The sequence below is a fragment of the Rhodococcus wratislaviensis genome (assembly GCF_900455735.1).
In the GTDB taxonomy this organism is placed as follows: domain Bacteria; phylum Actinomycetota; class Actinomycetes; order Mycobacteriales; family Mycobacteriaceae; genus Rhodococcus_F; species Rhodococcus_F wratislaviensis.
Map to the genome: position 1 here is coordinate 174691 of NZ_UAUI01000024.1, position 12362 is coordinate 187052.

General features: G+C 68.3%; 12 protein-coding genes. 5 read left to right on the forward strand and 7 right to left on the reverse strand.

The genetic code is table 11. From position 1 onward, the window contains the following. Window positions 1-24: 24 nt before the first annotated feature. Genes DTA22_RS26555 through DTA22_RS26570 form a run of 4 tightly spaced genes read right to left on the reverse strand, consistent with a single transcriptional unit; the run spans window position 25 to window position 3528 of the window. Window positions 25-990 carry a VOC family protein gene (locus tag DTA22_RS26555; RefSeq protein ID WP_037236012.1) on the reverse strand — a complete coding sequence of 322 codons (966 nt, stop codon included), beginning with the start codon at window positions 988-990 and terminating at the stop codon, window positions 25-27. After that, window positions 987-2078, reverse strand: a complete 1092-nt coding sequence (locus tag DTA22_RS26560; protein WP_112301462.1) for a 4-oxalomesaconate tautomerase — start codon at window positions 2076-2078, stop codon at window positions 987-989. Before DTA22_RS26560 ends, DTA22_RS26555 begins: the two co-directional genes overlap by 4 nt. Further along, window positions 2078-2794 (reverse strand): 4-carboxy-4-hydroxy-2-oxoadipate aldolase/oxaloacetate decarboxylase, encoded by a 717-nt coding sequence (locus tag DTA22_RS26565; RefSeq protein WP_037236018.1) that lies wholly within the window; start codon window positions 2792-2794, stop codon window positions 2078-2080. The genes DTA22_RS26560 and DTA22_RS26565 overlap by 1 nt, the downstream gene beginning before the upstream one ends. Next, window positions 2791-3528, reverse strand: a complete 738-nt coding sequence (locus DTA22_RS26570) for a PIG-L deacetylase family protein (RefSeq protein WP_005237870.1) — start codon at window positions 3526-3528, stop codon at window positions 2791-2793. Before DTA22_RS26570 ends, DTA22_RS26565 begins: the two co-directional genes overlap by 4 nt. Before the next feature lie 359 nt (window positions 3529-3887). Between DTA22_RS26570 and DTA22_RS26575 the strand changes: the two genes are divergently transcribed. The 3 genes from DTA22_RS26575 to DTA22_RS26585 are packed head-to-tail and all read left to right on the forward strand — an operon-like array spanning window position 3888 to window position 7726. Then, window positions 3888-4940 carry an amidohydrolase family protein gene (locus DTA22_RS26575; protein ID WP_245973392.1) on the forward strand — a complete coding sequence of 351 codons (1053 nt, stop codon included), beginning with the start codon at window positions 3888-3890 and terminating at the stop codon, window positions 4938-4940. A 39-nt stretch (window positions 4941-4979) separates the two neighbouring features. Beyond that, window positions 4980-6347, forward strand: a complete 1368-nt coding sequence (locus DTA22_RS26580; protein ID WP_112301463.1) for an MFS transporter — start codon at window positions 4980-4982, stop codon at window positions 6345-6347. Between the two features lie 35 nt (window positions 6348-6382). Further along, complete coding sequence (locus DTA22_RS26585) at window positions 6383-7726, forward strand: MFS transporter (protein ID WP_112301464.1); 1344 nt, start codon at window positions 6383-6385, stop codon at window positions 7724-7726. A gap of 14 nt (window positions 7727-7740) precedes the next feature. Here DTA22_RS26585 and DTA22_RS26590 read toward each other — a convergent pair whose 3' ends face one another. Continuing rightward, window positions 7741-8403 carry a GntR family transcriptional regulator gene (locus DTA22_RS26590; protein WP_218027723.1) on the reverse strand — a complete coding sequence of 221 codons (663 nt, stop codon included), beginning with the start codon at window positions 8401-8403 and terminating at the stop codon, window positions 7741-7743. Window positions 8404-8516: 113 nt separating this feature from the next. Between DTA22_RS26590 and DTA22_RS26595 the strand changes: the two genes are divergently transcribed. Further along, window positions 8517-9326 carry a DUF1932 domain-containing protein gene (locus tag DTA22_RS26595; RefSeq protein WP_037236031.1) on the forward strand — a complete coding sequence of 270 codons (810 nt, stop codon included), beginning with the start codon at window positions 8517-8519 and terminating at the stop codon, window positions 9324-9326. 71 nt (window positions 9327-9397) lie between these two features. Beyond that, window positions 9398-10591, forward strand: coding sequence for a methyl acetate hydrolase AcmB (locus DTA22_RS26600; protein ID WP_112301466.1), 1194 nt, complete (start codon window positions 9398-9400; stop codon window positions 10589-10591). Window positions 10592-10612: 21 nt separating this feature from the next. Here the strand turns inward: DTA22_RS26600 and DTA22_RS26605 are convergent, their stop codons facing one another. Both DTA22_RS26605 and DTA22_RS26610 read right to left on the reverse strand, forming a co-directional pair. Further along, window positions 10613-11938, reverse strand: a complete 1326-nt coding sequence (locus DTA22_RS26605) for an RNA polymerase sigma factor (protein ID WP_112301467.1) — start codon at window positions 11936-11938, stop codon at window positions 10613-10615. Then, window positions 11911-12333 carry a YciI family protein gene (locus DTA22_RS26610; RefSeq protein ID WP_037236036.1) on the reverse strand — a complete coding sequence of 141 codons (423 nt, stop codon included), beginning with the start codon at window positions 12331-12333 and terminating at the stop codon, window positions 11911-11913. The genes DTA22_RS26605 and DTA22_RS26610 overlap by 28 nt, the downstream gene beginning before the upstream one ends. Window positions 12334-12362: the final 29 nt, after the last annotated feature.

Here is a 12362-nt window from a genome sequence, read left to right on the forward strand (position 1 = left end):
CCTTTCGACGGTGCGTCCCGTGTCTCAGTGTGTGCCCGGAACGGGTGGGGTGCCGTGGGTGTGGAATGTCTCGATGGTCTTCATGCCCCACGCTTGACCCTTGGACCGTTCGGCCTCGGTCCATTCGATGACGTCCCAGTCGGGATCGAGGATCAGCCGCGCTCCGGGGTTGCAGAACTCGATACGGTTGCCGCCCGGCTCGTAGACGTAGAGGAAGAACGTCTGCTGGATGGCGTGCTTGTGGGGCCCGGTCTCGATGTGGACGCCGTTTTCGAGGAAGACGTCTGCGGCGCGGAGGATGTCCTCGCGGGTGTCGGTGGCGAAGGCGATGTGGTGCAGACGCCCGTTGCTGCCCGTCCAGTCCTCGGTGTAGACCACGTCGTAACTCTTGTTCGTGAAGGTCAGCCACTGTCCGGCGATTTTGCCCGTGTTCAGCCGGATCTGTTCGGTGGGACGGCCGCCGAGCACGTCCCGGACGAAGGTTCCGTTGGTCTCGACGTCCGCGGCGAGGAAGTTCACGTGATCGAGGCGGCGAACCGTGGCGGGCGCGCCCGGGTAGCGTTCGGCCTGGTTCTTCAGCGCCGGCGCGAACTCCGCCGGAGGGGCGGTCTTCTCGACCTCCCAGTACAGGTCCATCGGGTGACCGTCGGGGTCGGCGAACGTGTAGGTCTTGCCGATACCGGGATCACCGTCGCGCCACCCGAGGCCGCGTCCGGCGGCTTCGATCGCCGCGACACGGCGTTCCAGTGCCGCGGCACTCGACGTCCGGTAGCCCAGCCGCCCGATGCCCGACGTGTCGTGGGCGGTGAGCTTGAGGGAGTGGTGCTGGTAGTCGTCCCACGAACGCAGGTACACGCTGTCGCCGTCGGCGGCGACTTCGCGCAGGCCGAGCAGTTCGGTGAAGAACCACTTGCTCTCGTCGAAGGTCGGGGTGAACAGTTCGACGTAGCCGAGGTGGGCGATGTCGAAGCGGGCGTCGTCGGTGCTCATGAGTTGTCCTCGGTGTGGGGGCCGGCGGGCCGGGGGTAGACGGTGCCGTCGAACAGGGTGCGGGCGGTGCGGATCACGGCGGCGCGGCGGATGTCGACGCCGGTGTCACCGGTGTAGGTCAGGTCGATGTCGACGTCGAAGTACCCGGTGGGGTGTTCGATGCGGACGACGCCGTCGTCGCGGTGACGGCTGAGCCGATCGGCGACCGATCCGGGGATCCGGACCGCGGTGCCGACGGTGAGCGCTCCGAGCACGCCGATGGCGGTGTGGCACCGCACGGGGATGAACGTGCGGGTGTCGAGGGTGCCGTCGACGAGTGGGGCGGCGACCAGTGTCATCTTGGGTACGGTCGTGGTGGACACATCGCCGAGGCCCATCAATTTGCCTGCCTGCGAACGGATGTGGGAGATCCGCTCGGTCAGGTCGGTGTCGGCCTCGAGCTCGTCGGGGCTCTCGTGACCGCTCACACCGAGATCGGCGGCAGCGATGACGACCGTCGGCATGCCATTGTCGATGCAGGTGACGTCCACTCCGTCGACGGTGTCGACGACGCGGCCGGTCGGGAGCAGCGCCCCGCACGTAGAGCCCGCGGTGCCGGAGAACGCGATGCTGACCGGGGCGGCGGCGCCGGGCACTCCGGCGATCTCGCAGCTGCCGGCGTATTCGACCTGCCCGCCCGGTGTCGGGAACGTTGCCGTGGCGAAGCCGTCCGAGTTGACCATCCGGATCCGGACACTCGTGTGCTCGGAATCGGCCGGCACCAGACCGTGTTCCACGGCGAACGGGCCGACGCCGGCGAGGATGTTGCCGCAGTTCTGCGCCGACGACACGCGGGCCTGATCCACCGCAACCTGCAGGAACAGGTAGTCGACGTCCGCGCGCGGATCATCCGACGGGCTGATCACCGCGACCTTGCTGGTGAGTGGGTGGGCGCCCCCGATCCCGTCGATCTGACGGGGATCGGGGGAGCCCATGACACGCAGCAGGAGATCGTCCCGCTCGCGGAGGTCGGAGGGGAGATCCGCGGCGAGGAAGAACGCCCCCTTGGACGTACCGCCCCGCATCCAGGTGCAGGCGATGCCGCCCATTACAGCGCCTCCTGCTGTTCCAGCCGGTACTGCTTCTGCGACAGGTACCGCACGCCGAGGGAGTCGAGTACCGGACGCAACCCGTACCGGTCCAGTCCCAGCTCGCCGGCGCGGAAGGACTGTCGCGCGGCCTCTTCCTTCTCCAGCCGGGCGCGGGAGGCGGCGGCGGTGTCGGCCGCGGCGGCGCGGGGCACGATCACCACGCCGTCGTCGTCGGCCACCACGACGTCACCGGCGTCGACGGACACCCGGCCCAGGGTCACGGGAATGTTCACCGCGCCGGCGGTGGCCTTGACCGTGCCCTGTGCGGACACCGCGGTGGACCACACGGGGAAGCCCATGTCGTTCAGTTCGGCGACGTCGCGGACGCCGGCGTCGATGACGAGTCCGCGGACACCGCGCGACTGCAGGGCGGTGGCGAACAGTTCGCCGAACATGCCGTCCGTCGACGGGGAGTTGGTGGTGACCACCAGGATGTCGCCGGCGCCGCACTGCTCGATGGCGGCGTGGATCATCAGGTTGTCGCCGGGCCAGGACAGGACGGTCACGGCGGTGCCGGCGATCCGGGCGCCGGACTGGATGGGCCGGAACTGCGGGCCGGCGAGGCCGGTGCGCCCCTGCGCCTCGTGCACCGTCGCGGTACCGAACTCGGCGAGGGCGTCGACCGTGTCGAGGGGTGTCTTGATCGGGTCGGTGAGGATGACGGGGTCTTTCACGACAGAACCTCCGCCACCTGCGGGTAGTACCGCACGTACGCCTCACCCATCGTGTCGGTGCTGAAGCCGAGGTTCGGTCCGGCGTTTCGCTTGACCTGCACACCGCGCCGCCGTGCGAGGTCGGTGTAGTAGGTCCACATGTGTTCCTGCGCCACAAGTGATTCCATCGCCTTACGCTTCTGCGGGAAGACGTCGGTGATGTCGATCAGCACGTTCGGCTTGAAGTCGCACTGCTCGGGCTGGTGCGGCTCGAAGAAGAACACCGGCGGGGCCCCCAGGGGCTCACCCTCGGCGGGATAGCCGATCGCCTGGGCCAGGATGCGGGCGTCGAGCGCCATTCGGGCGGCCGCGGGATGGTCGGCGTTGTACGGGTCGATCAGCGGATGGGTCAGCACCACAGTCGGATTGACGTCGCGGTAGACGTGCACCAACCGGTCGACCAACTCTGGCGAGGGCAGCAGCGGGTAGTCGCCGGCGTCGAAGAACTCGATCTCCGCGCCCAGTGCAGACGCGGCCGCTTCCGCTTCTCCCCGCCGGATGTCCTTGATTTCCTCGAGCGACTTGCCGTCCCGCCATGCCCGAGCGGATTCACCGCGCTCGCCGTAGCTCAGGCACACGACTTTCGCGCGTTCGCCGCGAGCAGTGGCGGCGGCAATGGCTCCGCCGGCACGCCAGACGAAATCGCCGGCATGGGCGCTGACGACCAGCAGGGCCGGTTCTACCTGATTTGCCATGAGTGATTCCTTTCCTCGCTGTCCGAGATGTGGGCGGGGACACCTCGCCCGGTAGCAAGTAGCGCATATTGCCGACCAAATTGTCAACAATCGCGTATTCATTTTTTACGACGAGAAGGTTGTGTAGATCGTGGCGAATCGTATAGGTTGTGTGCCGAGTGACCTGAGTCACGCGATTGAATCATCGCTGTGAGGAGAGCCGTGCCAGCTGTTTCGTTCGGCGCGGCGACGCCGCGCCGATTCGGGCGCCGGCGATGTAGTACCGCCGGTACTCGCTGGGCCGCAGGAATTTCCGGTCAACATGGACAGAACGGCCGCACTGCTGACGCATTGTGCAGGATGCCAAGGAGAAAGAAACTATGTCGGATCTGAGTCGACGCGCGTTCCTGGGAAGTACGTCCGCACTACTGGCGGGGACCACCGTGGCATGCAGCGGGAACAGCGCGGCAGGCACCGGTACACCCACGTCTGCCACCGAGGTGGGTGCCCCGGTGACCGGTCCCTTCACCAAGACGCCGGGCTGGCTGGATTGGTACCAGAACCCGTCGGCACCGCGCTTCGCGGTACCGACGGGAGCGGTGGACGCCCACTGTCACGTCTTCGGTCCCGGCGCCCAATTCCCGTTCGCGCCGGAACGCAAGTACACCCCGTGCGACGCGAGCAGGGATCAACTCTTCGCGTTGCGTGATCACCTGGGGATGAGTCGCAATGTCATCGTTCAGGCGACCTGTCACGGAGCGGACAACAGTGCGATGGTCGACGCCGTTCGGGCGGCGGGCGGCCGGGCGCGCGGCATCGCCACGGTCCGCACCGACATCACCGACACCGAGTTGCGCCGGCTCGACGAGGCGGGCGTGCGAGGGGTGCGGTTCAACTTTCTTCCGCGACTGGTCGAGGGCACCCCGAAGGATGATCTGACCACCATCGCGCGGAAGATCGCCCCGCTCGGGTGGCACATCGTCATCTACTTCGAAGGCCCCGACCTCGAGGGCTTGGAGGGCTTCTTCGACACACTGCCGACGCCGCTGGTGGTGGACCACATGGGACGTCCGGACGTCACTCGGCCCGTGGACGGGCCGGAGTTCGGCCGGTTCCTCCGCTTCGTCGAGCGCAACGAGGCGTGGGTGAAGGTCAGCTGCCCGGAACGGCTCACCGTCACCGGTCCGCCGGCGCTGAACGGCGAACAGAACGCCTACACCGATGTCGTGCCCTTCAGCCGGCGAGTGGTCGAGGAGTTCCCCGACTCGGTGCTCTGGGGCAGCGACTGGCCCCACCCCAACCTCACCGACCACATGCCCGACGACGGGCTCCTGGTCGACCACATTCCCCACGTGGCCACCACCCCGGAACTGCAGCACAAGCTCCTCGTTGCCAACCCGATGCGCCTGTACTGGCCGGGCGAGGACTACTGAGACTCCCTCCACCGCAACCTTTTTCGAGAAGGGCTTCCCGTGCAGCACTCCAACGCGGCGAATCGGCTGGACCGCCTGCCGATTTCGCGGTTCCACAAGATCACCCTGCTGGCCGTCTCCTTCGCGTACTTCTTCGAGTTCGCGGACATCAACACGTTCGCCACCACCGTCCCCAAGCTGATCAAGCTGTGGGGAGTAACCGTCAACCAGGTCGCCTACGTGACCTCCCTGTCCTTCGTCGGCATGTTCTTCGGCTCCCTCATCGGTGGCTGGATCGCCGACCGCTGGGGCCGTAAGAACGCGTTGACCATCACCACACTGTGGTTCGCCGTCTTCTCGTTCGTGTCGGTGTTCTCCTGGGACATCCTGTCCCTCGGAGTCCTCCGGGTCCTCACCTCGGCGGGGCTGTCGGCCATGACCGTGGTGGCGGTCATCTACGTCAACGAAATCTTCCCCGCCGCCGTTCGCGGCAAGTACCAGGCCTACGCCATCGTCATCGGTATCTGCGGCACGCCGGTCACCAACCTCGTTGCCGCCGCGGTCGTTCCGCTCACCGATTGGTCGTGGCGGCTGGTCTACCTGTGGGGCAGCCTCGGCATCCTCTTCCTCCTCTTCACCCGGCACCTGACGGAATCGCCCCGGTGGCACGAAAGCAAGGGACAGTACGAGAAGGCGGACGCCGTACTGAGCCAGATCGAATCCCGCGTCGCCGCGGAGACCGGCCCCCTGCCCGAGCCTGCCGACCCGGTCGCGGTCACCACGCGGCAGACCAAGGCTCCGCTGCGACTGCTCCTGCAGAAGAGGTACCTCGTTCCCACGGTCCTGCTCTCGGTCATGTGGGTGACCCAGACGATCGGCTTCTTCGGGTACTCCAGCTGGGCGCCCACCCTGTTGGCGCAGGAGGGCCTCAGTGTGGAGAAGTCGATCTTCTACGTCGCGCTGACCACCGTCGGTGCGCCGCTGGGTTGCTTCCTCGCCGCACAGGTCACCGACCGTGTCGAACGCAAGTGGTGCCTCGTCGCATTCGGTGTGGTGATCGCGATCTGCGGGCTCTTCTACGGGCTGACGTTCAACCCGATCATGATCGTGGTGTTCGGCTTCCTCGTGAACTTCTTCGAGCGCGGCTACACCGCGGTGGCCTACGCCTACTCCCCGGAGCTGTTCGACACCCGAACCCGGTCCTTGGGCACCGGCGTCTCCTACGGACTCGGACGCCTGTCGAACGCCGTCGGTCCACTCATTATCGCCGCGCTGTACACCGGCACCGGGTATCACAGCGTCTTCTACTTCATCGCCGGGAGCTGGCTCGTCGGGGCACTCGCTCTGGCCGTCTTCGGGCCCAAGACCCGGCAGGCCCGGCTCATCGATCCGCCCGTGGAGGCACCGACAGCACCCACCACGGCATGACGAGGGCTGTCGCCCCACGACCATCTGGAGTGCCTATGACCATCGACCACACCGGGTCCGATCGCGCCCGGACCCGCCTCGCTCTCTCGGTGCTGGCCCTGTGTTGGTTCGCCATCCTGTGCGACGGGCTCGACACCTTCGTCTACGGTGCGGTGTTGCCGCGCATGCTCGCCGACCCGACCCTCGGCATGGGTCCCGGAGCCGCCGGCACCGTGGGCAGCGTCGCGACCCTCGGCATGCTGATCGGCGCGCTTGCTGCGGGGCCGCTCGCCGACCGGCTCGGGCGGCGCACCGCGATCGTCGCGGGTGTCGCGTTGTTCTCGATCGCGTCGTTGGCCTGCGCAGTCGCCCCCTCGCTGGAGGTCTTCGCGGCGGCGCGGGGTGTGGCCGGGCTCGGCCTCGGCGGGCTCATCCCCACCGCCATCTCGATGGTCATGGAGTACGCCCCGCGCGGGAGGGCGAACCTGATGGTCGCGTCGCTGATGACCGCCCATCAGGCCGGCGGCATCCTCGCCCCGGGATTGAGCATGCTTTTCCTGGACAGCCGCGGATGGCGCTTCCTGTTCCTGCTCGGTGGCCTACCGCTGATTGCCGTGCCGCTCATGCTGAAGTTCCTCCCCGAATCGATGGGGTACCTGCTCGCTCGCGGCCGCGTCGCCGATGCCGAAGCGCTCGCTCGTAGTCGCGGTGTCGCGGTCACCGACTTCGTGACGGCCCCGACCGGCGGGCGCGGGACGGCGTCGACGACTGCGCACCGCATCCGCCGGCTGTTCACCGGATCCCGTGCGATCACCACCCCGGCGTTGTGGACGGCGTCGTTCGCCGGGCTGCTGCTGGTGTACGGGGTGGCCACCTGGTTGCCGGTCATGATGAGGTCGACCGGGTACGAACTCGGCTCGGCGCTGAGCTTCCTGCTGGTGATCAATCTCGGTGGCATCGTGGGCATGCTGATCGCCGGGCAGGTGGCCGACCGCGTCGGACCGATTCCGACCGCGCTGGTGTGGTTCGCGTTGACCGCCATCGGTATCACCGCGTTGTCGGTGCAGATGCCGCTTGCCGCGACCTACGTGGTGGTCTTCGCGACCGGTGTGTGGTTGTTCAGCGCCCAGACCATGGTCTACGCCGGCACCGCCGCACACAGCGAGGCCGACTTCCGGGCCACCGCCGTCGGACTCACGTCGGGGATCGGCCGGTTCGGCGCTGTCTTCGGCCCCTGGCTCGGCGGCGTTCTCATCGCTTCCGGGACTCCACGGTGGGGGTTCGGGGCCTTCGCGGTTGCCGCCCTGCTCGCCGTGGCAGCGCTGCTGGTGGTTTTCGTGACAGACCGCGTGGGGCCGCGCGCGACGACGAGTTCAGTGCTCGAACGGGTCTCTCCGTGAGTGCCCGCGTGCGATCATCTCTGCCGGGCTTCGGCGACGTCCTCGAGCGCGGCGGTCACGCTCGCCAGGTGTTGTCGCATGGCCGCCTCCGCCCGCTCCGGGTCGCGCGAGCACACCGCGTCGATGATCGCGACGTGCTCGGGCAGCGACACCGACATCCGGCCGGGGTGCATCGACAGCTTGAACTGGTGTCGCACCAGCTGACCACGCAGCCGTTCGAGGATCTCGTCCGCCGACCGCTGCGCACTGATCTCTCGAACGCGCTTGTGCAACAACTGGTTCGCCCGCGAATACCCGAACACGTCTCCGGCCGCGACCGACGTCGTCAATTCCTCACGCAACGCGGTGAGTTCCTCGATCTCGGCGTCGGTGACCTTCTGGGCCGCCTTCGCCGCACACAGTCCTTCGACGACCATCCGGACCTCGGTGATCTCGACCGCCTCGTCCAGCGACACCGACCGCACGCGCGCGCCGCGGTTCTGGATCCGTTCGACGAGACCCTGGGCGGTGAGTTCGTGCAGGGCCGCCCGGACCGCGCTGCGACTGGCGTCGTACTGCGCACACAGGTCTGCCTCGACCATGCGCTGGTTGGGCGCGAAATCCCCGTCGAGGATGGCTTTGCGGATCAGGTCGGTGACCGCAGCCTGATCCGTGCTGTGCTCGCGAGCTTCCTTCACCGGCATCGGGCTATCTCCGCTCAGATCATCACCAAAATTGTTACCGATATTGTACCGACCCAGGGTCCCCTGGATCGCACATGGCACCAGATCCATCCAGGAAAGAGGAACCGATGACCCAGCAGACGACGATCGCCGTCCTCGGACTCGGCGAGGCCGGCGGCGCATTCGCGCGCGACCTGATCGCCGCCGACGCCACCGTCCGCGCCTTCGACCCCGCAGTCGCGGCACCGGTCGGAGCCATCGCGTGCCGGTCCGAGGCCGAGGCCGTCGACACCGCCGACCTCGTCCTCAGCGTGAACAACGCGCGCGCCGCGAAGGCCGCACTCGAACGGGGAAGCCCGGCAATGAGTGCCGACGCCGTCTGGGTGGACATGAACACCGCGGCGCCGGATCTCAAACGCACCCTCGGCGCCCACGCCGCGCGACACGGACACGGTTTCGTCGACGTGGCGATCATGGCTCCGGTCCCCGGCCGCGGACTCCGAAGCCCCCTGACGGCGAGCGGCCGCGACGCACACCGGGCCGCCGAAATCCTCACCCGCTACGGGGCATCCGTCGACATCCTCGACGCACCGGCGGGTGCGGCCGCGGAACGAAAACTGCTGCGCAGCATCTTCTACAAGGGAATGTCCGCGGCCATCGTCGAAGCCCTCACCGCGGGTCGCGCCCTCGGCCTCGACGATTGGCTCACCGCCGATATCGCCGACGAACTGACCCGGGCCGACGCCGGCACGATTGCCCGCGTCCTCGACGGAACGCGTCGCCACGCCAGGCGCCGCGCCGACGAAATGGACGCCGCAGCAGCCATGCTCCGTGCCCTCGGTATCGACCCCGACATCGCCCAGGCCACCCACGAACTGCTGACCAAGATCCCGGCGCCGTCGGCATGTGCCGAACCGAGACGTGCTGTGCCGAACTGAGACGTCGCCACCCTCCACCCGGTCATAGCGTCACCTTCCGTCAGTGACCACAGACACGACAGGAGAGTGGGATGTCCGATCTCAACGCCGCGCTCGGCAAGGTTCTCGACAGCGTGACCACGGAAGATGCGCCGAGGGTGCCCGGAGTGGTGGCGATGGTGACCGATCGGGACCGCACGGTGTTCGAGGGTGCCGCCGGCGTGCGGTCCCTGGCCGACCGCGAGCCGATGACCGCCGACACCGTGTTCGCGATCTTCTCCACCACCAAGGCGATCACCGGGACCACCGTGCTGCAGTGCGTCGAAGAGGGTCTGCTCGACCTCGATGCGCCCGCCCGGGAATACGTTCCGGAGCTCGGCGACATTCAGGTCATCGAGGGATTCGACGCGCACGGCGATCCGGTGCTGAGGGCACCGAAGCGGGACATCACCACGCGGATGCTGTTGTTGCACACCGCCGGGTTCGGGTACGACTTCTTCGACGAGACCTACAACCGGTTGGGTGTGGAGCACGACCAGCCCGGCGTGATCACGGCGACCCGGGCGTCGCTGACCACACCGTTGCTCTTCGATCCGGGCGCGAAGTGGCAGTACGGGACGAACATCGACTGGGCCGGTCAGGTGGTCGAGGCGATCCGCGGCAAGCGGCTCGGCGACGTGATGGCCGAGCGGGTGTTCGCGCCGCTGGGCATGCACGACACCTCCTTCACCCTGACCGGATCGATGGCGGCCCGGCGCGCGACCATCCACCAGCGGGAGGAGGACGGCCGGCTGACCCCGTTGGATCTGGTGCTGCCGCAGGACCCGGAGATTCACATGGGCGGGCACGGCCTCTACTCCACGGTGGGCGACTACCTGAAGTTCCTGCGGATGTGGCTGAACGACGGCGACGCCCCGGGTGGCCGAGTGCTGCGGGCCGACACCGTGCAGGCCGCCGTGTGCAACGGTCTCGAGGGACAAGAGGTCGGGATGCTGCCTGCCGTAATTCCCGCCCTCACCAACGACGCCGAATTCTTTCCTGGACAACGTAAGTCGTGGGCGTACACGTTCATGGTGAACGAAGAGGACGCACCCACCGGCCGGCCCCGGGGGTCGCTCGGGTGGGCCGGGCTCGCCAACTCGTACTACTGGATCGATCGCCGCAACGGAATCGCCGGGTACTGGGCCACCCAGGTCCTGCCGTTCGCCGACGCCGTGTCGTTCGGCGGCTACCTGGACTTCGAGACGGCGGCGTACCGTCACGCCACGCTCGCCTCACCCGTCTAGGGCAACCGGGTCGCTGTTCGGTCAGCGGAGGTCGGCGAGCTTGCGCCCCAGCACCGTCCGCTCGCGCTCGTTGCCGCACAACCGCACGGCCGCCTCGAGTTCGGTGCGCGCCTCGTCGGTGCGGCCCAGGCGGATGAGCAGTTCGCCGCGAACGCTCGGCAGCAGGTGCGAGTTCGACAGTGCCTGGGCGGCCACCAGTTCGTCCACGATCGGCAGCGCCGCCGCCGGTCCCTGGGCCATGGAGACCGCCACCGCCCGGTTGAGGTCGACCACCGGTGACGGCGCGAGCCGGCCGAGCGCCTCGTAGATGAGGACGATCCGCTCCCAGTTCGTCGCGTCGACAGACGGCGCGACGGCATGGCATTCGGCGATCGCCGCCTGCAGGCCGTAGGCGCCCAGCCCCCGGCCGACGTGTTCCGCGCGGGCGAGGGCGGCGCGTCCCCGGCGGATCGCGGTGCGGTCCCAGCGGCGGCGGTCCTGGTGCTCGAGCAGCACCGGCTCGCCGTCCGCCCCGGTGCGGGCCGGGAACCGCGCCGCGGTCAGTTCGAGCAGCGCCAGCAGACCGTGCACCTCGGGCTCGTCGGGCACCAGCCGGGTCAGCACCCGAGCGAGGCGCTGCGCCTCGCTCGCGAGGTCGAGGCGGATCAGGTCGTCGCCGGAGCTGGCCGACGACCCTTCGGTGAAGATCAGGTAGATCACGCTGAGCACCGAGCCGAGTCGCCCGGTCCGCTCCGCGGCGGGCGGCACCTCGAACGGCACCCGGGCCGCCCCGAGGGTCTTCTTCGCCCGGGTGATCCGGGCCTGCACGGTCGCGGTCGGGACGAGGAACACCTTCGCGATCTCGTCGCTCGTCAGACCGCCGACCACCCGCAGGGTGAGAGCGACCCTCGCCTCCCGCGACAGCACGGGGTGGCAGGAGATGAACATCAACGCCAGCATGTCGTCGTCGATCTGGTCCGGATCCCACAGCACGTCCCCGGTGCCCTTGGCCGGATCGGCGGGCGCGCTCCCCGAGACGGCACCGCCCTCGCCCAGGTCGTGAGCGAGGACGGCGTACCTCTCGTCGAGGGCGGAGCGCCGGCGGAACGCGTCGATCGCCCGGCGGCGGCCGACGGTGAGCAACCATCCCGCAGGGTTGTGGGGAATGCCGTCGCGCGGCCAGCTCACGAGTGCCTCGGCCAGCGCCTCCTGGGCGAGGTCCTCGGCCAGCGCGAAATCGCCGGTGTACCGCGCGAGCGCACCGACGATCCGCGCCGACTCGATCCGCCAGACGGCGGCGACGGCCTCACGCCCGGTGTGACCGTCACCCGTCGATCCGCTCAGAGCTGGCCGGTCGCTTCGCGCCACGCCCGCTCCTTCTGGATCCACACGTTGTCCTGCGGGAACTCGTCGATCGTCGCGACCCGGCGGATCTCCGCCTTGGAACCGGGACCGGCCATCGGGGCACGCTTGGCCCACTCGACGGCCTCCTCCTTCGACGCCACGTTGAGCATCCAGAAGCCGCCGAACAACTCCTTCGTCTCGCCATAGGGGCCGTCGGTCACCACAGGCGTCTCCGAGGAGTAGTCGACCACCACACCCGATTCGGGGTCGGGGTCCAGGCCCTCGGCGGCGAGCAGCACGCCGGCGCGGATCATCTCGTCGTTGAACTTGCCCATCGCCTCCATGATCTCGGTGAAATCAACGTCCTGGAACGCCGCGAAGGTCTCGTCGGTGGCGCGCATGATCAGCATGTACTTCATGGTGTCCGTCTCCTTGGATGTCGGGGTCC